This is a genomic window from Wolbachia endosymbiont of Drosophila ananassae, assembly GCF_008033215.1.
GTDB lineage: Bacteria > Pseudomonadota > Alphaproteobacteria > Rickettsiales > Anaplasmataceae > Wolbachia > Wolbachia pipientis.
Genome location: NZ_CP042904.1, coordinates 45,067 through 68,950 on the forward strand (window position 1 = coordinate 45,067; position 23,884 = coordinate 68,950).

General features: G+C 35.6%; 18 protein-coding genes and 6 pseudogenes. 16 read left to right on the plus strand and 8 right to left on the minus strand.

Annotated elements, in window-relative coordinates; genetic code table 11:
* Window positions 1-41: 41 nt before the first annotated feature.
* The 3 genes and pseudogenes from EA652_RS00185 to EA652_RS00195 all read right to left on the minus strand — a co-directional run bounded on the left by EA652_RS00185 (window position 42) and on the right by EA652_RS00195 (window position 2,612).
* Window positions 42-986 carry a hypothetical protein gene (locus EA652_RS00185; RefSeq protein ID WP_012673046.1) on the minus strand — a complete coding sequence of 315 codons (945 nt, stop codon included), beginning with the start codon at window positions 984-986 and terminating at the stop codon, window positions 42-44.
* A gap of 214 nt (window positions 987-1,200) precedes the next feature.
* Window positions 1,201-1,473 (minus strand): annotated as a pseudogene (locus tag EA652_RS00190) (hypothetical protein); the annotation flags it as partial.
* 199 nt (window positions 1,474-1,672) lie between these two features.
* A pseudogene (locus EA652_RS00195) lies at window positions 1,673-2,612 on the minus strand (IS110 family RNA-guided transposase).
* 219 nt (window positions 2,613-2,831) lie between these two features.
* Here EA652_RS00195 and EA652_RS00200 point away from each other — a divergent pair.
* Window positions 2,832-3,236: pseudogene (locus tag EA652_RS00200) on the plus strand (IS4 family transposase); the annotation flags it as partial.
* A 7-nt stretch (window positions 3,237-3,243) separates the two neighbouring features.
* Here EA652_RS00200 and EA652_RS00205 read toward each other — a convergent pair.
* A pseudogene (locus EA652_RS00205) lies at window positions 3,244-3,787 on the minus strand (DUF6444 domain-containing protein); the annotation flags it as partial.
* 473 nt (window positions 3,788-4,260) lie between these two features.
* Here EA652_RS00205 and EA652_RS00215 point away from each other — a divergent pair.
* The 9 genes and pseudogenes from EA652_RS00215 to EA652_RS00255 all read left to right on the plus strand — a co-directional run bounded on the left by EA652_RS00215 (window position 4,261) and on the right by EA652_RS00255 (window position 14,383).
* The gene (locus tag EA652_RS00215) at window positions 4,261-4,902 is read left to right on the plus strand and encodes a protocatechuate 3,4-dioxygenase (RefSeq protein ID WP_006280163.1); all 642 of its coding nucleotides are present in this window, start codon (window positions 4,261-4,263) and stop codon (window positions 4,900-4,902) included.
* A 96-nt stretch (window positions 4,903-4,998) separates the two neighbouring features.
* On the plus strand, window positions 4,999-6,501 hold the full coding sequence (locus tag EA652_RS00220) for a leucyl aminopeptidase (RefSeq protein ID WP_173862876.1): 1,503 nt from the start codon (window positions 4,999-5,001) through the stop codon (window positions 6,499-6,501).
* A gap of 694 nt (window positions 6,502-7,195) precedes the next feature.
* Window positions 7,196-8,383 (plus strand): MFS transporter, encoded by a 1,188-nt coding sequence (locus EA652_RS00225; protein ID WP_006279883.1) that lies wholly within the window; start codon window positions 7,196-7,198, stop codon window positions 8,381-8,383.
* A 60-nt stretch (window positions 8,384-8,443) separates the two neighbouring features.
* Window positions 8,444-8,749, plus strand: a complete 306-nt coding sequence (locus tag EA652_RS00230; RefSeq protein ID WP_007549337.1) for an integration host factor subunit alpha — start codon at window positions 8,444-8,446, stop codon at window positions 8,747-8,749.
* A complete protein-coding gene (locus EA652_RS00235) occupies window positions 8,749-9,075 on the plus strand; it encodes a MerR family transcriptional regulator (protein WP_007549338.1) in 327 nt (108 codons plus the stop codon). The genes EA652_RS00230 and EA652_RS00235 overlap by 1 nt, the downstream gene beginning before the upstream one ends.
* Before the next feature lie 45 nt (window positions 9,076-9,120).
* Window positions 9,121-9,717 (plus strand): murein hydrolase activator EnvC family protein, encoded by a 597-nt coding sequence (locus EA652_RS00240; protein WP_007549339.1) that lies wholly within the window; start codon window positions 9,121-9,123, stop codon window positions 9,715-9,717.
* A gap of 12 nt (window positions 9,718-9,729) precedes the next feature.
* Window positions 9,730-12,246, plus strand: a complete 2,517-nt coding sequence (leuS, locus tag EA652_RS00245; protein ID WP_044471166.1) for a leucine--tRNA ligase — start codon at window positions 9,730-9,732, stop codon at window positions 12,244-12,246.
* Window positions 12,247-12,364: 118 nt separating this feature from the next.
* Window positions 12,365-12,970 carry a membrane protein gene (locus EA652_RS00250; RefSeq protein WP_012673050.1) on the plus strand — a complete coding sequence of 202 codons (606 nt, stop codon included), beginning with the start codon at window positions 12,365-12,367 and terminating at the stop codon, window positions 12,968-12,970.
* A gap of 580 nt (window positions 12,971-13,550) precedes the next feature.
* Window positions 13,551-14,383 (plus strand): annotated as a pseudogene (locus tag EA652_RS00255) (IS5 family transposase).
* A gap of 24 nt (window positions 14,384-14,407) precedes the next feature.
* Here the strand turns inward: EA652_RS00255 and EA652_RS07570 are convergent.
* A pseudogene (locus EA652_RS07570) lies at window positions 14,408-15,451 on the minus strand (IS3 family transposase).
* 136 nt (window positions 15,452-15,587) lie between these two features.
* On the opposite strand from EA652_RS07570, the gene EA652_RS00275 reads away from it, so the two are divergent.
* Window positions 15,588-16,295: a pyridoxine 5'-phosphate synthase gene (locus EA652_RS00275; protein ID WP_007548414.1), complete on the plus strand. Its 708-nt coding sequence runs from the start codon at window positions 15,588-15,590 to the stop codon at window positions 16,293-16,295.
* Here the strand turns inward: EA652_RS00275 and EA652_RS00280 are convergent.
* The 3 genes from EA652_RS00280 to rplM all read right to left on the minus strand — a co-directional run bounded on the left by EA652_RS00280 (window position 16,288) and on the right by rplM (window position 17,670).
* Window positions 16,288-16,599: an HU family DNA-binding protein gene (locus EA652_RS00280; RefSeq protein WP_006279876.1), complete on the minus strand. Its 312-nt coding sequence runs from the start codon at window positions 16,597-16,599 to the stop codon at window positions 16,288-16,290. The two genes, EA652_RS00275 and EA652_RS00280, sit on opposite strands and share 8 nt — an antisense overlap.
* A gap of 146 nt (window positions 16,600-16,745) precedes the next feature.
* Window positions 16,746-17,201, minus strand: a complete 456-nt coding sequence (gene rpsI / locus EA652_RS00285; RefSeq protein WP_007548415.1) for a 30S ribosomal protein S9 — start codon at window positions 17,199-17,201, stop codon at window positions 16,746-16,748.
* Window positions 17,202-17,211: 10 nt separating this feature from the next.
* Window positions 17,212-17,670, minus strand: a complete 459-nt coding sequence (gene rplM, locus EA652_RS00290; protein WP_010082596.1) for a 50S ribosomal protein L13 — start codon at window positions 17,668-17,670, stop codon at window positions 17,212-17,214.
* A 129-nt stretch (window positions 17,671-17,799) separates the two neighbouring features.
* On the opposite strand from rplM, the gene EA652_RS00295 reads away from it, so the two are divergent.
* The 5 genes from EA652_RS00295 (at window position 17,800) to EA652_RS00320 (ending at window position 23,832) form a co-directional block, all read left to right on the plus strand.
* Window positions 17,800-19,023, plus strand: a complete 1,224-nt coding sequence (locus EA652_RS00295) for a TolC family protein (protein WP_006279873.1) — start codon at window positions 17,800-17,802, stop codon at window positions 19,021-19,023.
* Window positions 19,024-19,042: 19 nt separating this feature from the next.
* Window positions 19,043-19,618 (plus strand): PopZ family protein, encoded by a 576-nt coding sequence (locus EA652_RS00300; RefSeq protein WP_006280458.1) that lies wholly within the window; start codon window positions 19,043-19,045, stop codon window positions 19,616-19,618.
* 76 nt (window positions 19,619-19,694) lie between these two features.
* Window positions 19,695-20,273 (plus strand): RlmE family RNA methyltransferase, encoded by a 579-nt coding sequence (locus EA652_RS00305; protein WP_012673052.1) that lies wholly within the window; start codon window positions 19,695-19,697, stop codon window positions 20,271-20,273.
* 787 nt (window positions 20,274-21,060) lie between these two features.
* On the plus strand, window positions 21,061-23,157 hold the full coding sequence (locus EA652_RS00315) for an ankyrin repeat domain-containing protein (RefSeq protein WP_012673053.1): 2,097 nt from the start codon (window positions 21,061-21,063) through the stop codon (window positions 23,155-23,157).
* A 363-nt stretch (window positions 23,158-23,520) separates the two neighbouring features.
* Complete coding sequence (locus tag EA652_RS00320) at window positions 23,521-23,832, plus strand: ECH_0659 family protein (RefSeq protein ID WP_007548422.1); 312 nt, start codon at window positions 23,521-23,523, stop codon at window positions 23,830-23,832.
* Window positions 23,833-23,884: the final 52 nt, after the last annotated feature.

Below are 23,884 nucleotides of genomic sequence, written 5' to 3' on the forward strand. Positions count from 1 at the left end.
TTTGTAGCTTGATTCAATTAATTTGGCTAAAAATAAAACTGTTAATTTTTATCACGCGTGAACCCCTTACAATTCCCAAACTTCTGTTGCAAATAAGGATTATCAAATGCATTTTGAGGAGGAGCAGTTGGAGTAGTATTAGGATCTTGAGAAAAGTAAGGAGGTGGTGCATCATAACGAGAAGAATCTCCATAACCATGCCCTTGTCTAAGACAGCTATCTACCGCTCCTTTAGCTTTCTCGATATTTTCTGATTCTTCCTCATGCTTCATATGAAAAGCTAAACCACCAGCAAAACATACGAGAGAATTAACGCCAAGGATAGCTAAACCCCACACTGGTAAGACTGGGTAAACAGCACAAGCTACCAAAGCTGCCAAAGAAACAACGCCAACCGCAAATTCTATATTTCTGAACGTTTTAAATTTACTATCCAGGTAATCTATTTTTTCTTTTTTTCTAGCCACTTTTCTGCTGCTGTTATACCAAAAACACATACCAGCATGGAAAGCAACACACACAACTGCAGCTACTATACCCAAAGCTAATAGCTTTCTACTGTCTTCTGATTCTTTTTTATTCTCTTTTCTCCCTTGATGAGTGGTATTACCATTGTTAATATTCGTTATATTATTAACCGTAGTGTGACCACGTCCACCGAATAAAGAATCCATCCAGCATTGTAATAGCAAATAATCCCAAAAGTCTAAACCTCTATTGTGTACATGTATATGTGTAATCTGAGAGCCTGTAGGTTGTGCGTTATTCCCTGCGTTATATTGATCATTTCTGCTTCCTGTATCGTGCCTATTGCTTGAATTTGGATGTGTAAATTTTTCATACGCATTTTTAAAATTCTCCTCACTCCAATTTGTGGTATTTTGCGTATTACAAAATTGTAAAAACTCTTTAACATCACTGTTACTACCAGATTTCTTTATATAGGCTAACGCATACCTTTTTAAAACACTATAACTTGCTACCATAAATACCCTCTTAAGTTAAGATTAAATTAATAAATATTTATTATAACAAGATAACATCTACTTGTCAACTTGAGCCTGATTCAAGTATCCGTTCAGAGTGTGGCAGAAGAACTTATTCAAATAAAGTAGGTGGTAAAATATAAACATTTTATAAAGTGAAAAATGGATTTTTCAGACCACTGCCGAGCTAAAAAAGCCCTAAAAACCGTGATACTTAGGCCACTTCTTGCTTAAGCTGTACAATTTCAGCTTGAGAAAGGCCAGTGGATTCAGCTATTAAATTAACAGATACACCAGCTTTAAGTAAATTTTTTGCAACTTCGATTTTTCCTTTCTCTATACCTTCCTCAAGTTTGTATTCAAGAATGGCTTCTTCTTTCCGCAGATCCATTATTCTTTCTTCATATGCTACTAAATCTTTTTCATTCCAGCAAAACTTGTCTAACTCATCATATGCTAGCTTTACTATTGGTGATTTTTCTGCTATCAACTATGTTTTTTAAAAATTTTTTTATTTGTGTAATTTTGCAAATTATATGGGCAATAAAAACCCGTTTGTCATAGAAATAGAATTTTATATCAAACAGCTACCACAGCAATTTCTGCTTAAGCTAATGAATATGTGCTTTAAGTCTGTGTGGACGCACATATTCATTAGCCAATTTCAGTTACCGTTGTGAAGATTTTTAAGTATGCAAATTAATTGCTTCTTTAAGTCTTGTATTAGCAATTACTATAATTTTACGCATTAGGGCTATTATAGCCACCATCTTCTTCTTACCACTTTCAACAAGCTTAGAATAAAAGGCGCCAAGTATAGATTTTGACCTTGTAGCAGCCATAGCGGCTGTAAAGAGCTTTGAACGAACGTTACTTCTACCACCTGTAATCCTTCGGTAACCAACAGCTTTACCACTTTCTTTTGGATGCGGTGCAACTCCGGCAAGACTTGCTACTTCTTTTCTGTTTAAGTAACCAAGCTCTGGCATTAAACACAAAAAATCTTGTGATAACTTTTTACCTATTCCAGGAACTGTTTTAAGAATTTTTTGGCGTTGTTGTAATTCGCGGCTTTCATCAATAATCTTTTGTATAGTATCATTGAGTTCGTTTATTTGACTATCGAAAAACTCAATGGTCTTTTGACAGCTTTCTTTTATATGATCATTTTCCGGTGCTTCAAGTCTGCATTTTTCTTGAGTTCTCATTTGCGTAATATCATCACGACGTTGACAAAGTGCAGCCAAAGTTGATTGTTCTGTAGAGGTAGGTACAAATAGAGAGATAGTTCTATGGCGTTCAAATCCATATTGAGCAAGAGCTCTTGCATCTAGACTTTGCTAAAGTTCCGTGAGATAAAATAAAGCTTTTTACTTTACGAGTATTAGCTCGATGCACGGCAATATTTTTGTCGGTAAGAAAATGTGATAAGCCAAGCTCATATTTCCCTGTATTTTCTAAAGTCACTAAAGCATTAGGTAGAATATCTGAAAACTCTTGAAATAATTGTTGCCAACCAGAAGCATTATTATCAAATTCGACAGCATTCTTCTGTTTGTGAATTGCAACGACATTTTTAAATTTTCCGATGTCAATGCCAATAAAATTTTGATAAGATGTAACCATAATAAACCTCGATAGTTTTAGTTAATTTAAGATTGTAAACGGGTGCATATATATGTCCCAAGCAACTATTCAAACGTATCGAGAGATAGGGCTAGCGTACCTTGATACCAACGGTTGTAATACCAATTTCCTTTCGGTCGCGCACGCCCGCTATTCCTAGTGAGCAGGGTTATCTTTCTCTCTTATCTCTTTTATATCACGTTTTTAACTTACAATTTCCTTAGATGGAAAATAGAGATATTACATAAAATTTTAAATCCGGTCTCAAAGTTGAAGAATGTAGGCTTGGAATAGCAGAAAGACTAATGAGATATCTAACAGTTGTGAGTATTATTGCTTGGAGAATTTTCTTTATTACATCAATTGCAAGAACTAACCCAACATTACCATGTACTGCCTTATTAGCTGAGGAAGAATGGAAAGTTTTATATGTTAAAATACACAGGAAACCATGTCCAAATATAGCCCCTACTATAAAAGAAGCCGTTTCGTGAACTTGGAGGTCATTTAGCAAGAAAAAGCGACCCAAAACCAGGACCAATTACTCTTTGGAAAGGATATAAACGTCTCTTTGATTTAGCAGAAGGATGGCGACTTGCTCACGAACCTCATATTTGTGGGTAATAGTAAGATTTGATATGCTGCCAACACTTATGTTCAAATTAAAAATGTCATTTATGATACTAGCCACTTCACGCTTTGAGTTTTTGTAAAATCCGCTGAGTGCTGCAATTATAGACTTAACCCTTGGACCAAATGTATCTGGCGTAACACCTTCTGGTAACTTGCTACTTTTTCTTTTTCTGCATCTCCAACAACGACCATGTTCCAATTACTACATAAGGCCTAATTTCCGGAAGATCAACTTTTTGGTGAACATAAGGTTTTTCGCATATTACAAGCTCTCCTCCGCATTCGCAAATATTAGGCAACTCTATTTTTACTACTTTATCCGCTTCCATTGTGGCATGAAAATTTCCTTTATGCCCAACCTGATCGCCAACATTCCTTTCGCTTTTTGGCTTGTCCTTTTTTGTTTTGTACAATTCTTTAGAGCTCGGTAGAGATGAATTTTTCGAGTTTAAACCAAGCCTCTCTTTCAACTCAGCGTTCTCAATCCTCAAGGCCTTATTTTCTGCCTCTAACTCTTCTATCCTCCCTTCCAACTTTTCTATTTTTTGCTGTAAATTTTTGCAGAGTTCTCAAAGGTTTACCACATTACCTCACTTTTGCTCTATGATTATCTTTATTATCTTGCTTTGTCTACCTTATTTTGCCGCTCCCCTGAACGGATACAATTTACTAAACAGAAAAAAAGGCAAAAGAAACCCCGTGTTAGCTAGTTGTCACTCTCTAATCCTGCAAATTGGCGTACTATACTGTCTTGAACGACTTATAAGCGCGTTTCAGCTTGTGTAGGTAAAAACCTAGAAATATTGTGAAGACATAAGGTGCACATAGTGCAAAAAATTAAAAATAAGACGCCAACTACGTTGTTTTCTTGCTGTTTAATCTGCACAGATGAAGATAACTGAATACCTTCAGTTTTATGATAAGAGGGCTGGCGGAGTTTGTAAAGTAATTTTTTCGTTTCTATTCCCAATAAAAGTTTGTTATATGGTTATGCAAGAAGTCTATTATAAATGAAATGAATGTGAAAAATATCTTATTAGCGTTTTTAGTACAAATGGTATTCAGTTTGCCGCTATTTGCAGCTGATCCTGTTTTGCTCAACTGCATTGAAACTCCAGAAATATATGACCTTGATGCAAGGCCAAAAAATTTTAACTCTTCAAACAATTTAAGAAGAAAACCTGGTTCTCCAAATAGTGCAATAGGAGAATTAATACACATAGTAGGTAAAATTACTGATATAAACTGTTTACCAATACAAAACGCTGTAGTTTCTATATGGCACGCGAATTCACGCGGCGTGAACCATTACGATAAGAATATAGAGGATGATCTGAATTTTGCTGGATCAGGAAGGTTTGTAGTGAATAATCTTGGCTATTATAATTTTATTACGATAGCACCTGGTAAAATTGGTGATAGAGCTCCACATATCAACTTTCTAGTTCAACATCCGGATTTTCCAGAATTCACAACGCAAATGTTTTTTGCTGACCATAATTGCGATAATTGCGCTGATCCTGTTCTTGAAGATTTTGTTAGTAATGGGCTTGCAAGCCTTCTCATAACACCATTTACTTACAGTGATCAGGTCATAAAAACCTATACGTTTAACATTACCTTGGGCGGATATAATAAGTTCTCTAATAAAAGATAAAAAACCTTGCATGTAAGGGAGTCCATAGTAAACTTAAGTGTTATTGTACTTAGGATGTATATGAAAAATATCTTACTGATGTTTTTGCTATGTTTTATGTACAGTTTACAATTATTTGCAACGGAGATACCAGCAATGAAAATAACAATTTCTAAAATTTCGCCCGATTTTAAAACAATAGTAATGGGTTTATTTGAAGACAACGAAACCGTAAATGATGACGGAGTTTTGCAAGGAAAACAGGTCATAGATAATATAAAGCAATTTAGCGATTTCAATGGAAGTTTTGGTGAATTTTTCTCTACTGCTTTGCCAGAAGAAAAAAATGTTATAGTTGTTGGACTGGGTAAGAAGGATGAATGGAATGAAAATAAAGAATTAAATATTGGTGGTAAAATATATTGTGAGCTAAGCAGATTAAAAATTAAAAAAGCAGCGGTTTTAATCGAAGGTAGTGCAGCAAATGTTGCATATGGTGCGTTTCTGCGTAGTTTTAAGTTTGATAAGTATAAAACTAAAAAGGATGAGAAAATTACAGAGGTAGAGGAGATTACCGTATTAGTAAAAGATGAACAATTAAGTAATGCTGAAAGATCATTTGAGCACTTAAGGCAAGAAGGTGAGAGTATATTCCTTGCGCGCTCTTTTATAACAGAGCCTCCTAACATTCTATATCCAGAATCCTATGCTGATCATATAAAAAAAGAACTTACTAAGCTTGGCCTTGAAATCGAGGTGCTTGATAAAAAGCAGATGGAAGAGAAAAAAATGGGAGCCTTGCTTGGAGTTGCACAAGGAAGTAGTAAAGAACCAAAATTAGTAGTGATAAAATGGAATGGGGCTTCTAAAGAACAAAAGCCTATAGCTTTTGTTGGTAAAGGTATAACGTTTGACACTGGTGGAGTATCACTCAAACCTTCACGTGGTATGGAGTCGATGAAATATGATATGGCAGGCTCTGCTACTGTGGTTGGGGTGATGCATGCTTTAGCAGGACGAAAAGCAAAAGTAAATGCAATTGGCGTGGTCGCACTTGCAGAAAATGCAGTGGGTGGTAATGCTCAAAGACCAAGTGATGTAGTAACTTCAATGTCTGGACAAACAATAGAAGTGTTGAACACCGATGCAGAAGGAAGGCTCATACTTGCAGATGCTTTATGGTATACGCAAGATAGATTCTCACCAAAATTTATGATTGATCTTGCAACTTTAACTGGTGCTATAGTGGTTGCACTTGGAAATAACGAATATGCTGGTCTTTTTTCAAATAATGATGAATTAGCAAACCGTCTGATTGATGCAGGAAATGAAGTAAATGAGAAGTTATGGCGTTTTCCTATGAATGAAACTTATGACAAAATTATTGATTCACCGATTGCTGATGTTCAAAACATCGCTCCTGCAGGCTCTGGTGGAGATAGCATAATGGCTGCACAGTTTTTACAGCGTTTTGTGAATGAAACTTGCTGGGCACATTTAGATATCGCAGGCACTGCTTGGCACGAGAAAGGTACTGACATTTGTCCAAGAGGAGCAGTAGGTTTTGGTGTAAGGTTACTTAATAAGTTGGTTGAGAAGTACTACGAAGCCAATGATTAAAGGTCTTTATACTGGATTTATGGCTTAGCTACATGAGCGTTTATTTTCGAGGCGCAGCAAATGAAAGTAGCTGATACATATTTCTTTTTTTCTGGATTCCAGTGTCAGCTACTTTCATGACACCCTGACAACCGTCATCCCGCTACTTGTTAGCGGCTGAGATACCGCGAATGAATCGCGGTATGACGGTTCGTGGCGGCGTGACGATAAGCTCGTCATCCCGCTGCTTGTTAGCGGGATCTAGAGATACCGCGGCGGTATGACGTAGGACTGCTGTCATCCCAGTGCTCCTTTTTTTGTCATCCAAGTAGCCTCCTATGGTGTCATCCCAGTGCCCAGACACTGGGATCCAGTTGAGCTATTTCAACAAAAATACTGCATTTTGAGATGAACGTTTATTTTCACCAGATTATTTACAAGTATAACAATTAAAGTCTGGATTCCAGTGTCAAGCACTGGAATGACACCGTCTTGGATGGAAACCAGTGTTGGCTACTCGGATGACATCATAGGGGCGCTGGGATGACACCCTGACAATCGTCATCCCGCTGCTTGTTAGCGGCTAAGAGATACCGCGGCGGCATGACGTAGGGAAACCGTTTTTTGGGTTAGCTATAACAGTAGTCAGGAAACAATAGCTTAAAAAGAGACTTAGTGTTAAATTTCTAATAGATTACTTATAAAAATAAATCTTATGGAAAGCAGAGCTAAGGCTTGGTTCATTTGGCTGATTAGTAACTTGGTTGTTATATTCAGCAACATGCAGATAATTTATACCTTTATAAGTGTAAATCTCGAAAAGGAACTTGGACTTACAATCGCGCAAGTTGCACTGGCTAATTCAGTATATACTTGGACTTTCGCCATCTTACAATTTTTTAGTGGAGCAACGTTTAATGTTTTTTCCAGTAAAAAAATTTATTTTTTCTCGTTATCAACTATGATCTTGGGGTTTTTTGTCCTTATTAATAGTGACAATTTCTCCCATTTGATTTTGTCTCAAGTGTTGATTGCAACTGGAGCATCATTTGGTTTTATTGGTGCTGCTCACACAAGTAGCATATGTTTTTCCGCTGCCCAATTTGGACTAATGTTTTCACTAGTGCAGACAATTTCAAGCCTTTCTGCTTTGGTAATTCAAATACTGTTCTCTAACTTGCTTGCCGAAGATGCATATTGGAAAAATCTGATTGTATGCATAATACTATTTGGTGTGTTGATATTTGTACTTACGCTTTTTTGTCCAAACACACTTCCAGAAAGCAGCTCAGAAAAGCGCACAATAAAAAGCTCTATGAAGACAGTAATGTGCTCTATATTAACAGTGCTAAAATTAAGAGATATCTGGATAACTTCAGTGGTGGGTGCTATTACTTTTGGAACATTTTTAGCACTTAATACCTTGTGGGCTCCAAGGTTACTGGGCAACTCAGAACTCAATGCAATGGAGTCAGGTATAGCAACTGCAATACTATGGCTTGGTCTTGCAGTTGGTGCTCCAATTGCAGATCGAATCTCAAACTTATTTAAAAATAGGAAACATGTAATTTCTGCTTTTGCTTTATTGCAAGGCGTCTCAATTATTATTTTACTATACAGCCATTTAACAGTCCACGTTGTGTACTTTTGTATGTTAATGTTCGGGTTTTTTGCGGGAGGACATATGCTTAATTTTACTGTCGGCAGCGAGATTGTGAAACGAAAATACATCAGCACATCATCATCCATTATCAATGGATTTATGTTTATTGGCAGTGGAGTTATAGTGTCAATGTTAGCACTTTTTACAGATCATAAAATGGCACTTTTTGCAATATTTGCGATATTGATAGTTGCCGGTATTTTAAATTATGCAACAAAAGAGACATACTCTAAAAAATAAAGTAGCTGAATCTCGAGTCGATTGCTATATTATATTTACGTATTGTAATATTTATCAATAATGGATCACGTTACAACAAAAGACACAACAGTAACTAAGGCAACGATAGTTGGAGATATAAACCAAGAAATAGGATTATCAAAGGAAGACTCTGCTTCGATAATAGATGATATATTGGACGAAATAAAGACGAGCTTGGCAAAGGATGGAATAGTGAAAATATCGTCATTTGGAACATTCTTGGTCAAAAAAAAGAAGGAAAGGCCAGGAAATATACCAAATACATCGGAGAAAGTGATGATTCAGGCAAGAAATTCAGTTTCTTTTAGGCCTTCAAAAATTATAAAAAAATCAATCAATAATTAATGAACAAGGAAAAATTATTTTATACGATTGGGGAAGTAGCTGAAGAGCTACATTTGGAACAGCATGTTTTGAGATTCTGGGAAGGTCAATTTCATCAAATTAAGCCTACAAAGCGTAAAGGAAGAAGGCTATATGATCGTAAGTGTATAGAGGCCATAAAGAAAGTAAAATACATGCTATATGATAAAGGATATACAATAAAAGGAGTGCAAAAAGAATTTGGTAATGATATAAAAGTCACAAAGAATTTGTTGCAAGAACTCACCGATTTGAGAGACTATTTAACTAGTAAAATAAATAGCGAGGAAAGTAACAAGCAGACGTGAAACACTACGTCTCGCTAAAATTTTGGAGTTTTATGAGAGTTTAAAATGTGGCATATAGCCTCATTTCTTATGTTATTAGCAATATTAATAGGCTGTGGCCTGCAAAAACCCGCACCTGTGCTGCTTAAAGGCGAAGAATTTTACGGAAAAAGAGATCTGGAATATACAAGAGAGTACCATTTAATTAGGGAGCCTTCAGTGCAAAAAGAAAGTAGAAAAGCCATCATAAATAGGATATACAGAGATAACAATAATGCACAAAACGTGGAGGTAAATTGTAAATTTGTAATGCCAGTTAAAGGTTCAGCTACCTCTTCTGATGAAACGTGTAAGGATGGCATAAAAATTGCTGCTCAAAATGGAACGAACGTAATTGCCTCCGCACCCGGCAAAGTGATATATGTAGGCAAAGGGCTGAGATGGTATGGAAATTTAATTATAGTGGAACACAAAGATAATTACATGACTGTGTACTCCTATTTAAAAAACATACATGTTGAAATTGGTGATAAAGTAAAACAAGGTCAAGTAATTGGATCTGCAGGTAAATCAAGCACACAAGATAAAGACCCGCAGATGTGTTTCACAATACGGCATAATGGCCAAGCGGTTGATCCTTTGGCGCACACAAACTGTGATTAAATTTGGATTTATATGAAATATGATTTTAAAAACGTCGAAAGGTTTTGTCAAGATAAATGGGATTTTTCTGTAAGCAAGAGTAGTAAACAAGAGAAATGTTACGTATTGGAGATGTTTCCATATCCATCTGGTAAAATTCATATGGGGCACTTACGTAACTATGCAATAGGGGATGTGATAGCGCGTTACAAGAGAGCTCGTGGATTTGAGGTTTTGCATCCAATTGGCTGGGATGCGTTTGGATTACCAGCTGAAAATGCAGCAAGGGACAACAATATTAGCCCTGAAATATGGACAAAAGAGAATATAGATAATATGCGTGCACAGTTGAAATCTATAGGTCTTTCTTATAATTGGAACCGTGAACTTTCCACGTGTGAGCCTAATTATTACACACATGAACAAAAATTTTTCCTGGATTTTTTAAAGCATGGGCTTGCCTATCGAAAAGAGTCATGGGTTAACTGGGACCCGGTAGACCAAACAGTGCTTGCAAATGAACAGGTGGTTGATGGAAAAGGATGGCGATCAGGTGCAGTTGTTGAAAAACGTAAGTTATCCCAATGGTTTTTAAAGATTACTGATTTTGCTGAAGATTTACTCAAGTGCCTGCAAAGTTTGAAAAATTGGCCAGAAAAAGTCAAAACAATGCAGGAGCGTTGGATAGGAAAATCTGAAGGAGCAACTATAGAGTTTGAAGTAGTTGGCTTAAATAAGAAATTGAAGGTTTTTACAACTTATCCTCATACTTTGTTTGGGGCTTCTTTTTGTGCAGTGGCAGCAGAGCATCCTATTGTGCAGGATTTAAAGAATGGTTCTTCTGTTGTCATCCCAGTGCTTGACACTGGGATCCAGGAAATAAAATCGAAAAGAGAGAACGATGAAAAAATAGGAGTTTACACCGGATTAAACGTCAAACATCCATTTCTTGATAAGGAATTGCCGCTTTACATAGCGAATTTTGTGTTGATGGAATATGGGGAAGGCGCGATTTTTGGTTGCCCTGCACATGATCAGCGTGACTTTGAATTTGCACAGAAATATAATTTGCCGATAATTCCCGTTATTTCTTCAGCCCACTTAGGTGTCATTCCAGCGCGTGACCAGAATTCTTACAATGGATCCCAGTGTCAAGCTACTCAGATGACAAAGGAGGCGTATACTGGTGATGGGGTAATGTTTAACTCCGAATTCTTAAACGGATTAATGGTTAGTGAAGCAAAGGAAGTAATTATTAAAAAGCTCAAAGAAAAAGGAATAGGCAAGAAAACAACAAACTATCGTTTGCACGATTGGGGAGTTTCAAGACAGCGTTATTGGGGATGCCCTATACCTATCATATATTGCAAAGACTGTGGTACTGTTCCAGTGCCAGAAAAAGACCTGCCTGTAATACTGCCCGCGGATGTGGAATTCACAAGTGGTGGCAATCCACTTGATAAACATCCTACTTGGAAATTTGTTGATTGCCCAAAATGTGGAAAGCAAGCAGAGCGTGAAACTGATACGTTTGACACCTTTTTTGAATCCTCTTGGTATTTTGCTGCATTCTGTAGCGAAGATAAATCAATAGACAAAGATGCGTGTAATCGTTTTATGCCTGTTGATTATTATATAGGTGGAATAGAGCATGCAATTCTGCATTTGCTTTACTCACGATTTTTCTGCCGTGCTTTAACCAAATGTGGCTATTTTGATATTAAAGAGCCTTTCTCTACTTTAATCACTCAAGGAATGGTCTGCCATGCAACTTATAAAGACGAAAATGGTAAGTGGCTATTTCCCGCAGAAGCAAAAGAATTAATAGCGCGAGGTACAAAAGTTCAAGTGGGCAAAGTTGAAAAAATGAGCAAATCGAAAAAGAATACAGTTGACCCAAACTTTATCATAGAAAAGTATGGTGCTGATACTGCTCGCTTGTTTGTGTTGTCTGACACTCCTCCAGAGAAAGATATGGAATGGTCCGATGATGGTGTGGAAGGTTGTTCTCGTTATGTAAATAAATTGTGGCGTATGGTCATGCAGCTTAAGCCTGTGAATATGCACTATGATAACAAAAGTGTTACGGGTGGACTTCTAGAGTACAGAAAAAAAATTCATAAACTCTTACATGGACTTACAGATGACTTGGAAAACTGCAGATTAAACTGTGTAGTGGCAAAATTTCGTGAAATGACGAATTTAATAGCTGAAATAGACGTAGCAGCTGGAAAATCTCTTATTGATGAAGGTATATGCATACTAATCAGAGTAATCGAACCATTTATGCCGCATTTAGCTGAAAGCCTATGGCAAGAAATAGGAGGTCAACCTTGGCCAAAAGCTGATGAATCATTATTAGTTGACGATACGGTAACTATAGCAGTGCAGATCAATGGAAAGTTGCGTGCGACAATCGAAGTGGCAATTAACTTACCTCAAGAAGAATTGAAGAAAATAGCGATAGACTCTGTGTCCAGTAAGATCGATCAAAACAAAGTTCGCACTGTATATGCTGTACCAAATAAGATAGTAAATATAGTTATATAAAAAATCCGTAGCGCATCTTTGACTTCATGGTTATACTCTTTTTAACATGCGATTATATCTTTTTTAATATAAAGGATATATACTTATGCATTATATATTTTTTTGTATGAGGAGTTATATGAAAATGAAAAGATTATGTGCTTTAGCTGTGTTGCTCACTTCATCTCTAGCAGGTACAGCTAATAATAGTGCAAGTAAGTCAGAAGATCAGTACTATGCAGGTTTAAACTTTGGTGCTGGATGGGGTGGTGGCTTAAAAATAAAACCTAGCGTTGTTTTTGGTTATCATCATGACAAAAACTCTAAGTTTGAACTTGAGGTTCTCACTGACATAAGTGATATGTTTGGTAAAGAAGAAAAGAAAATGGGGGCTAGCTTATTAGCAAATTACCGTTATTACCCCGACCTTGATATTGATCCCGTTAAGCTATATGTCAGCGGAGGTTTAGGAGGATACCTACAAGTAATACCTTTTGGCTTTGGTAACAGTGGTACAAGTGAACCTGCAAGCAAAGATATTGAAGCTGCTGGAGAGAAGGCATCTGTAGTAGATAAAATACTGGGTTCTATTTCCTATAAACTAAAGGTCGGTGTTGATTATGAAATTACTCCACAGATAGTTGGTACAGTTGGTATTACCGCAGGCGGGCAACTAAGTGGCTTTAAACCACCAGTACAAATACCGGACGCGATTCTAGAAGTAGGAATACGTTATAATTTTTAATGCTGCTACTTAGTTCATAAAGGTAGAGGCAATGTTGAGGATGAAATAAACAGCATTAAAAAAATCTGGAAATATATGAGATACTTTTCGAATATGGTTTTGAACGCTGACTATAGATTAGAAAAATAACAAGAAAAAGGGTAAACATACTGTAATTGCTGTTGAATGATGGAGTCCATTATTTTAGCACGAAGTAACGAATTCAGTAGAATAAGTTCTTCAAAAATAATTTAAACTTTTATTAGTAGGAGCAGTCTCATGGAATATTATAGCGATCTCACTAAAAGAAACTTTTATAAGTATCGTTGATGAGAAAGGAAAAATTGTTAAGGAAGAAGTTGTTGCAAGAGAAAGTAAGGCAATAGCTGAATTTTTTCTTGGTCAAGGCAAAAAATATGAATCCATGGGAATAGAAAGTGGACAGTTGTCAATTGACCTTACCCAGAAAAAGTGGAGAGAAAGTGTGGAATGTTTTTTACAAAAAGAATGATGCATCAAATTGTTCTGGAATGCAATAGTTAGAGGTTGTCCGGAAACAAGTAAAAGGCTATAATATCTGAAATTTTAGTACGGGGTAAAGATGAGAAAAAAGTATCCAACAGATCTAAGCGAAAGGGAATGGGCAAGAATAGAAAAACACTTCAGAGTATCATACAAGAAAGGAGGAAGGCCGCCAAAGTATAGCAAAAGAGAAATATTAGAAGCAATTTTCTATGTATTGCGTACAGGGTGTCAATGGCGGTATTTACCAAATGATTTTCCGCTATGGAAGACTGTGTATGAGCAGTTCAGGCAATGGAAGAAGCAGGGAATTTTTGAGAAAATGAATTATGAAATTACAAAATATAGTAGAAGAAAAATAGGAAGGAATGAGCAGCCGAGTGCCTGTATAGTAGATAGTCAATCTGTAAAGACTACAGAAAAGGGGGGATCAAAGGCTATGATGGAAGTAAAAAAGTAAAGGGTAGAAAAAGGCATATAATTACAGACACTCAGGGTTTTATACTAGGTTGTTACGTAGGCGCTGCTAACGAAAATGATAGAGATGGTATTAAAATAGCATTAAACAATATGAGAACAAAATATACTAAAGTTAAAAAAATGTGGGCTGACATGGGATACCAAGGAAGAAATTTAAAGAATCACATAAAGGAAGAATATGACATAGATATTGAAATTGTTAAAAGGCCTCCATGTAGATTTTGGGTGCACAAAGATACGCCACCTGAGCTACTACCAACAAGAGAACAAGGGTTTAAAGTACAGCCAAGAAGATGGGTTGTAGAAAGGACTTTTGCTTGGGTTAATAGGAATAGAAGGCTATCGAAGGAGTATGATTTACTCACAACATCCACTGAGAATTTCATATACCTAGCTATGAGTAGGGTTATGTTAAAGAGGGAATATGCTTGAATTTACTAGTTTCCGGACAACCTCTTAATAGTGACGTTGTTTGTTATAAAAAATTTCTATGTATTCAAATATTGCAGTTCTAGTGTGTTGAGCAGAGTGTTGTGAAGTATCAATAAGTATTTCTCTTTTCAATGAGCTAAAGAAGCTTTCTGCAACAGAATTGTCGTAACAACAGCCTTTATTACTCATCTATATTCTTTACAGCTAAGAGATATTGATACCCTTGCGCAGTATATTGTGAACCTTGGTCACTGTGCAGCAGTAGATTTTTAACAGGTTTACGCCTATTAATGGCCATTAATAAAGAGTTCATAACCAATTGTTTATTTATTGCACTACTCATTAACTACCATACGTGAGAATTATTGCTGCCAAATATAGCCATCCCTCCTTGGTTTTGATGTAAGTAATCCCATACTTTATTTGGTTGATCAACAATAAAGTTTTGATCTAGTATATTGGGAGCTACAGCTCTATTATCTGTTTGTTGTTTTTTAATTTTAAACTTTCTTCTCAGTATAGCCCTGATGTCATTTTTCTGCATAATACTTTGCACCGTTTTCAAATTGCAACTTTTACCCAAAGCCTTCAATTCAGCATGAATTTTAGGAGCTCCATATCTACATTTAGAAACTTGATATATTTTTTGAATAGCTTCGAGTAGCTCTTTATTCGCTGATTCTCTACTGCTTATTTTTCTTGTGGTCCACTTATAGTAGCCACTAGCAGAAAATCCTACATAATTCCTGTACTTTATAGCAGTTACTATATAAAAAAATATTTTACTCTTTTTGACTGGCCAGGGCTTTTTTTTAAATGTCTCTTTCCCTTGTTACTCTTGCTTTGTAAATCAAACCTCTCTTTGTCGTAAGGAGCCATGTTACCTCTACCTGGAAATGCATCTGCTGCCGACTTTTTTTCGTTGTGTTTCTTTATCCATTTTCCTAATAAACCACCCTTTATTCCTAAATCTCTTGCTATTTTTGTAATTGTTTGACCTACCTTTCTTTGTTCATTTGCCAGCTTAACAGCTTCCAATTTGAATTCTGCCGTATATTCTCTTGCCATTTCTAATCCTCCAAAATTTTATTTTACCCGAAAAAACTCCTTTCTTTCTCTCCACTTTTTCTGGGTAAGGTCAAACAATGACTATGCAAAAAAACTAATAACATGTATAATCTATAAATAATTTCTGAGGTAGATTGTGAAACTAGGTGTTAATATCGATCACGTTGCAACCCTCCGCAACGCACGCGGAACTTCTTATCCAGATCCATTGAAAGCAGCAGAAATAGCCATTGACGCTGGAGCAGACTTTATTACTGTACACTTACGAGAAGATAGAAGGCATATTAGAGATGAAGACGTATTTAACCTAAAAAAAAGCATTAGCACTGAGTTAAATCTTGAAATTGCAGCCACGGAAGAAATGCTTGAAATAGCAAAAAAGGTAAAACCCTATTCGATTAGTATAGTACCAGAAAAAAGAGAAGAATTAACAACCGAAGGTGGCCTGGATATCGTGAATATGCACAGTAAACTTTCTAGTATAATAGAGGAAATGCATAGCTCTAGCATAAAAGTCTCACTGTTTATCGATCCAAATATTGATCAACTAAAATATCTTGAAAAGCTAGGGACAAAACCTGACATAATAGAAATTCACACAGGGGATTACTGTGATAATCCATCAGAAAAAAAGTTACAGTTAATTACTAATGCTGCAGAGTACGTCAATAAATTAGGAATAGAATGCCACGCAGGACATGGCATAACTTATGAACACGCTAAGAAGATGACAAGAATACCTCACATCTCAGCTCTTAACATAGGCCACTATTTAATTAGCGAAGCTGTATTTTACGGCTTACACAGCGTAGTAAAAACAATGAAAATGACAATGTCTAACTAACTGCTGCTTTTTCCTTCTCATTTAAAATACTTAAAAGAGTTTGGCTTGCTTTAAATTTTACCCTTGTCTTTTTAGGAACAGTCATGATCTCACCACTTTGGGGGTTACGACATTGTTTTTCCTGACTGATAGCAGTAGAAAATGTTCCTATTCCATGCAAACGTATTTCACCTTTCCCATGCAGCTCATTCTTTATTATTTTAATAAACGCATCATGAATCTTGCTCAAATCAGATTTTGTTATATCTATATTCTGACTAGAACAATCTTCCTTTAATTGTTTTATTATATCTTCTTTACTCATAAATTACCTTAATATTGAAAAAATCACATAAATAGCATATTATGTTGACACCGATAGTCAACTAAATTCATCACAAAAATAGAGGATATCATACATTTTTGCAAATATTTGTATAATACTTACAAAAAAACACCACTATAAAATAACTATCTCTTAGAAAATTGACACTTTTTCCGAGCTTTATGTTGACCATATTTCTTACGTTCAACAACACGTGAATCTCTAGTTAAGAACTCACCATTACGTAATATAGAATGCAAATCTTGGCTTACGCTACTTAAAGCTCTGCTTATTCCATGAGCTAGAGCACCTGCTTGACCAGATAGCCCTCCACCTTTTACAGTTGCAAATACATCATATTTATCTAACATAGAGGTTGCAACAAATGGCATTTTTACTGTTTGGCACACTGACTCTCTTTTAAAATAAGAAATTAGATCGCCTTTTTTGTTAACACTAAATTTTCCACTCCCCGGCTTTATCCATACTCTTGCTACAGATTCTTTTCTTCGGCCTGTAGCATATAAACGACCAAGCGAATCAACTGCTGATTTAATTGTCTTTTCTGACCAATCATTGTTATTTATTGTAGAACTCTTCATTTTTACTCCATTACTTTTTATTTTTACGATTCAAAGAGGCAAAATCTATCTTTTCAGGTTGCTGTCCTTGATGCTTATGCTCTGAACCAGAATAAACATACAAATTTTCAAAGCGTCTACGTGCCATAGGCCCATCATCAAGCATCCTTTTCACTGCCATTTCTATTACACGCTCAGGAAATTTGCCATTTAAAATATTATCTGGAGTAGTTTTCTTCAAACCACCAGAATAACCTGTATGCTTATAGTAAATTTTATCTTTAAGCTTCTTTCCGGTGAAATGCACCTTTTCTGCGTTGATAATAATTACATTATCGCCACAATCCATATGAGGTGTATACTCAGGTTTATGCTTTCCACGTAATAGTGTCGCTACAAATGCTGCAAGCCTCCCTACCACTAATCCTTCTGCATCTATGACAAACCACTTTTTATTGATTTGTTTCTCCTTTAAGAAAAAAGTCTTCATTATTTGATCCAACAATAGTAAGCTATGATATACTTAATTTCTCAATAGTGTCAACAATATTAGTTATTGATTATTAAAGTAATTTATGTTAGTAATTGAGCTGCGCAACCAATATGCATAGGAATTAGAATGTTTCGATTGATTATCACACTTGCGATCATTTTTAATACTATAAGTTGCTATGCAACCGATGTGGGAGAAGTGATAAGCAAAGCCATCAAAAATAGCTCAAAAATAAAGTCTCAATTTTACCAATATAAAAGCGCAGAAAAACACTATAAATCTTCTGGGTTAGCTGGATTTTTACCTGACATTAATTTGCAATACAATTTCGATAGTAACTTTAATCTTGATACATCTGAAAAAAAACTTACATTGCGCCAGAAATTAATCGATGGCGGTGGTACCTTTGCCACATTCAGTCGATCAAGCCATCTTCTCAAAGCAGAAAAGATGCGATTTCAGCAATTAAAACAAGAGCTTGCACTTAATGCTGTGAAAGCATATGTTAATGTTTTACAAAAGACAGAAATATTAAAGCTCAGAGAACATAAAGAACGCGTTTCTTTGGAACATTTGTCAGCTATGAAAAAACGCTTTTCCCTTGGAGAGGTAACCAATGCTGAAGTTTTGTTAGCAAAAGCAAAATTTTCGTCTTCTATATCCGAAAGAGTTGATGCTGAAGGTAAATTAAAGTTGGTAAATATTGCTTATTATCATTTGATTGGCGAAGATGCTGATGACCTTTCTGAAGCTAATGATAAACTACCTTCTGTTCCAGAGCTAAATGAATGTTTACAGTTAGCAAAAACCAATAATTTATCTTTAAAAGCAGCAGTTTATCAAAAAAGAGCAGCCGGAATGGAAGTGATCGCTGAAAGCTCCAAGTGGCTTCCTTCTTTAAATCTAAGTGCAAGCAAAAATTTTGGGGAGGATGGTATGAAGGTAGACAAACTATTAGAAAATGTTCATGTAGTTTTTACTCTTGATGTTCCAATCTTTAAGAGAGGAGTTAATGCTTTTGGTGTCAGTAAAGCTAAAATGGATGCAAAAAAATCTACCTACGATTATTATGAAACGGTAAAAAATATAGAACAAGCAGTTGTAAATGCTTGGAATAATGTGTTGACAGCAAAGGCCATTATCAAAGCAAGTCAAGAAGCGGAAAAAGCAGCAGCTCTAGCATTGGAAGGAGTTGAGCAAGAAGTAAACTTAAATTTAAAGAGTACATCTGACCTTTTGGACACTGAAGATGCATTATTTAAAGCACGTTCAGACTTAGTTGAAGCAAAAAGCAATTATGTGATTAGTGTTTACAACTTGCTTTTTATGATAAATAGTATAGACCTCTAAATTTAATGGTATTAGCACTATGCATGATGAACAAGGCAATCAATCTGTAAAAGATATCCTAGAAGATATAAAAAAAGCTATATCGGGTAAAAACGCGAGTAACGATAAAGCAGAAATAAAGGATGAAAATGATGATGTGCTATACCTTGAGGAAGAGTATCCAGAAGAAATAGAAGAAGATGGCAAAAAAGAAAATAGTGAAAAAGAGGACATTGATAATGATGACCAAGGTGAAGAAATGGCTTGCAACAGTAACCAATTTAATGGCCATAGCTACAATTCAGAAGAAAAAAAAGATATTTATTTGTACGATAATATCCAAACGAGTAATAAAAAAGTGAGTAATAGTGGCTTACAAGCGCAAAATAACGATCATCTAATTTTAAAAGAGAATATGGAAGAGATCAAAGCGTTGCTTGGAAAAATGCAAAACGAATTACAGCATAAACAACAAAAAAAAGCGAACCTTACTGTTGAAGAATTAGTTACATCTCTTTTAAAACCTCAGCTCTCAGAATGGCTGAATAAATATCTACATGCACTGGTAAAAGAAGTAGTTGAAAAAGAGCTTAAAGATATAATCAATAATAAGTAGGGTATTAGCAATAAAAACTAGAGTAAAGACGGCTAGAGGCAGAAAACTATCTTCAACAAGGTGGCTACATCGTCATTTGAATGATCAGTATGTGCAAAAAACTAGCAAGGATGGTTATAGGTCACGCTCAGCATATAAGCTGGTAGAAATGGATAACAAATTTAAATTATTCCAAGAAGGGCAAAAAATTATTGATCTTGGTGCTTCTCCTGGTGGATGGTTACAAGTTGCATCTCAGAAAGGTGCAAATGTGGTTGCTCTTGACGTAAAACCAATGAACGCAATTAATGGAGTAGAGTTTATACAATGTGATATTATCAATGAGTTTGAAATTTTAAGAGAAAAATTCAAGGATCAAAAATTTGATGTAATTTTATCTGATATGGCGCCCGAATCTTGTGGTTTAAAATCGTTGGATCATATCAGAATTATGCTTTTATGTGAGGCAGCGCTCAATTTTGCAAAGCATTTCTTGAGCCATGGTGGCACGTTTGTAGTAAAAATTTTCCAAGGAGAATCTGATAAAGATTTTTGTAACGAGCTAAAAAAAATGTTTAAAACAGTAAAATACTTTAAACCAAAGTCAAGTAGATCTGAATCTACAGAAATGTATTTGGTAAGTTTAGGCTTTATTGGCAGCAGACTTTCTATATAATATTAATCTAGGTAGTTCGCAGAAACAAAAAACTTACTTGACAAACTCCGCCAGCCCACTTATCATGAAACTGAAGCTATTGTATTTGCTTTCGCCAATCTGCAGATTAAAAGGTAAGGATTACTTAATGTATCGGCGTCTTATGTTCAATTTTTTGCAGTATATAGATACTGTATGTCTTTACAAAACTTCATCTACATCTAGATTTTTATCTAAATAAGCTGAACGCGCTTATAAAGCGTTACAAGACATCAAAAAATGCCAATACTCGACAGAGATAGTAAAAGACTAGCTAACTCGGGGATTCTTTGTCTTTTTTTCTGCTTAGTAAATTTCTTAAACATTTGCAGCGTAGGTTAGTTGCAATTAAAAGCAGCTAAATCTTGCTTGTCAAGCGTTTAAAACATAAAAAACGCCAATATTTTAAAGCAGATAATAACCCCAGGGCTTCTTTTGCCTTTTTTTTTATTTGGTAAATTTCTTAAATATTTATAGCTAAACGACAATCGTCATCCCAGCGGGATCTGGAGATACCGCGGCGGTATGACGTAGGACTGCTGTCATTCTGCTACTTGTTAGCGGCTGAGATACCGCGAATGAATCGCGGTATGACGGTTCGCGTTGGCATGATGTAGGACTGCTGTGACACCATTATAGAATGAACCAGTGTCAGCTACTTGCATAGAAAATGTTTATGACTAATTTTTAGATCAAACATGGAATTTCGACAAACTTAACTTTTTTGTGAGACTGTTCAGCAATAATAAATAAATTGAGAGGAAAGGTTATGGCAATGGAAAAGAAAAAGTTTTTTGAAATAATAAATGAGGTAAGCAAGAGTGAAGGTTTAAATGAGAATAATTTACTTGAAAGAATAGGGAATAAGCTAAAAGATGCAGACTCAATAGTATATAGCACTTATAACAATTTGAAGATAGATAAGATGTTCAGTATATTAGATTCAGACAAAATTGTAGATTATATGTTAGTACATCTTGCTGTGGAATGTAACAGTGTACCAATAGTAAAACTCCTACTAGCAAAGGAAGCAAAAGTTAATGAACCAATATATGAACTTGATGAAGCTAAGTCTAAGCTAACTGCTTTGCACATTGCTGCTTTGCATGGTCATCAAGAGATAGTTCAGCTTTTATTGAATAATGACGCAAATCCTTTACTAAAAGATAGTCAAGGCCGAACTCCAAGGGATATTGTCGGTGATGTAAAAGGTAAAAAGGCTATAATAGAAATGTTAGAGGAAGGAGATAGTCAAGGCCGAACTCCAAGGGATATTGTCGGTGATGTAAAAGGTAAAAAGGCTATAATAGAAATGTTAGAGGAAGGAGAACAACGTTATGCTGAGGCAGGAGCTACGAGAAGACAAAATAGACAAGGCACTTTACCGCAGCCTAATAATAAAACTCCAGGAAATTTAGCTGTGAACGGAAATAACGCAACTGCTGCAGTGCAAGCATGTAATGCAAGAGATCAGGAAGAGAACAACGGAACTACACCAAACAACAGAAAAATCTATGTACAAGATGAGGATGAACAGACTTCTTCAAACTCAATCATTAATGAAAACAATACAGACAAAGTAGATGATACATTAGAAAGAGAACAGGCTCTAAGAGAAAGAAATGCTGTGGAGCAAAAGTTGCAAGAGGTAGAACAAAGACTTGCCAATAATCAGAAGCGCATAGAACAAACCGGTCATAATCAACATTCGGAACAATACGGTGCTACATATAATGGTGAACAGACCTTTTTAAATAAAAGTAATAGTGGCGATAGTGGAATATATTTTGATGCAGATGAATCTGAAGCTTTAGGCCAATCTATATTAGAAAATGGAGAAGACATTAATGCACAAGATAAAGATGGCGTGACCCATTTACATTATGCTGCTACATATGGTTATGTAGAGATTGCAGAATATCTAATAGATAATGGAGCAGATGTTGATGCACAAGATAAAGATGGCGTGACCCCTTTACACTATGCTGCTGCAAAAAGCGCTAAAGAATCAGTAAAACTTTTGATAAAACGTAAAGCAAATATTAATGCACAAGATAAAGATGGACATACCCCTTTATATTTTGCTGTTGCAAATGACAATAAAGAATTAGCAAAACTTTTGATAAAATATGGAGCAGATCGCTCATTGATAAAGGATGAAGACCTAATAGATAGACTAAACAGTATGTGTGATCAGCCATCTGAGGTTGTATCTAGTACTTCTTCCCATTCCAAAACACACAACGCAATGGAAACTCCAGAAGAAGCAGAAAAGGTTAAAAAAAGTAAAGTTAAGTTAAAAGAATTACGTACTCAGCTAAAGGATAAGCAGAAAAAGAATGAATTGCTAAAACAACAAATACAAGATCTAGAAAGTGAAAAAGCAACGCTTAAGGATAAATTAGACAAAACAGAAAGTCAGCATTCTAAAACAGAAGTGTTGTTAGAAAAAGCGCAAAAAGAACTAGAAGAATCAAAAAGTTGTATAGCTGGATATGGGACTAAGTTGAAAGAATTCAATAAAGAGAATGAATCACTAAGACAAGAAATACAAGATCTAGAAAGTGAAAACACAACACTTAAGGGTGAACTAGGCAAAACAAAAACTAAAACAAATGAAGTGTCGCTAGAAAAAGCAGGAAAAAGACAAATGAGTTTCTTAAAAGTTGCTTCTGTGAATCTTGTAACTATGTTAACAGTAGGTGCTACTCTCAGTATTGCTTTCGACTTGTCTGTTCTACCAATAATTGTAGTTTTTGTAACATCTGCATTGATAGCTAGCGGCGTTACATATGCAATATCAACGAAACCTACCACTGAATTGAAAGAAGTGGATATTCAAGGTTCAGCACAACGGTGTTTGTAAAACTTAGCACCCACAGTTGTACGAACATTGCAATTTGCAGATGCAAGTAGCTGCACTGGAATCCCAAAAAAGGATGATGTCATTCCAGTCTGGAATCCAGCCTTGCCGTAATCTCATCAAGAACGTTGTGTTTTAACATAAAACGGCTACTTTTATGCTTACCAACTTAATAAAATTCCTGGATCCCAGTGTCAGCTACTCGGATGACAAGAAGAGAGGGTACTTGGATAAGAGTCATTGCCCTCCTGGTAGGCCCAAATTGCAATGTTCGTACAGTTATGAGTTACACAGTAGTGCGAATTTTTTACTTTGGTAGTTTTTTTATTACAGTTATAATCATAAAAGTAGTTGAGTTTAATTGATATGAAAACTTTTACGAAAAATTTTAAAAATAACGAAAAAAAGCTAGAGGAGTTTAATAAGGAAATTGAAGATATAACAACTATAGCTCAAGATAAATTTGCACATGAACTTGAGAACATCGCATATGACAGTGTGCAGAAATTTCGCAGTCTGCTTGCTAAAGAGTTAAACTCCATCTTCAACAATATTCATTCTCAAAATGTTAATCTACTAAAATCTAGCCTAGTTGAATATGCTATAAGTTCAAATTTTATCAATAAAAAAGGAGAAACAGCTTTAATTCGCTCTCTTCTTAATATATTCATACGATAAAGCACTCAGAGTTGTTGCTGCGCCAATCTAACTTAATGTTGAATGCAAGCTG

Coding starts and splice junctions, on each gene's coding strand:
- EA652_RS00185 (WP_012673046.1), bottom strand. CDS start 986: ATGGTAGCAAGTTATAGTGTTTTAAAAAGGTATGCGTTAGCCTATATA.
- EA652_RS00215 (WP_006280163.1), top strand. CDS start 4,261: ATGAATGTGAAAAATATCTTATTAGCGTTTTTAGTACAAATGGTATTC.
- EA652_RS00220 (WP_173862876.1), top strand. CDS start 4,999: ATGTACAGTTTACAATTATTTGCAACGGAGATACCAGCAATGAAAATA.
- EA652_RS00225 (WP_006279883.1), top strand. CDS start 7,196: ATGGAAAGCAGAGCTAAGGCTTGGTTCATTTGGCTGATTAGTAACTTG.
- EA652_RS00230 (WP_007549337.1), top strand. CDS start 8,444: ATGGATCACGTTACAACAAAAGACACAACAGTAACTAAGGCAACGATA.
- EA652_RS00235 (WP_007549338.1), top strand. CDS start 8,749: ATGAACAAGGAAAAATTATTTTATACGATTGGGGAAGTAGCTGAAGAG.
- EA652_RS00240 (WP_007549339.1), top strand. CDS start 9,121: ATGTGGCATATAGCCTCATTTCTTATGTTATTAGCAATATTAATAGGC.
- leuS (WP_044471166.1), top strand. CDS start 9,730: ATGAAATATGATTTTAAAAACGTCGAAAGGTTTTGTCAAGATAAATGG.
- EA652_RS00250 (WP_012673050.1), top strand. CDS start 12,365: ATGAAAATGAAAAGATTATGTGCTTTAGCTGTGTTGCTCACTTCATCT.
- EA652_RS00280 (WP_006279876.1), bottom strand. CDS start 16,599: ATGAGTAAAGAAGATATAATAAAACAATTAAAGGAAGATTGTTCTAGT.
- rpsI (WP_007548415.1), bottom strand. CDS start 17,201: ATGAAGAGTTCTACAATAAATAACAATGATTGGTCAGAAAAGACAATT.
- rplM (WP_010082596.1), bottom strand. CDS start 17,670: ATGAAGACTTTTTTCTTAAAGGAGAAACAAATCAATAAAAAGTGGTTT.
- EA652_RS00295 (WP_006279873.1), top strand. CDS start 17,800: ATGTTTCGATTGATTATCACACTTGCGATCATTTTTAATACTATAAGT.
- EA652_RS00300 (WP_006280458.1), top strand. CDS start 19,043: ATGCATGATGAACAAGGCAATCAATCTGTAAAAGATATCCTAGAAGAT.
- EA652_RS00315 (WP_012673053.1), top strand. CDS start 21,061: ATGGCAATGGAAAAGAAAAAGTTTTTTGAAATAATAAATGAGGTAAGC.
- EA652_RS00320 (WP_007548422.1), top strand. CDS start 23,521: ATGAAAACTTTTACGAAAAATTTTAAAAATAACGAAAAAAAGCTAGAG.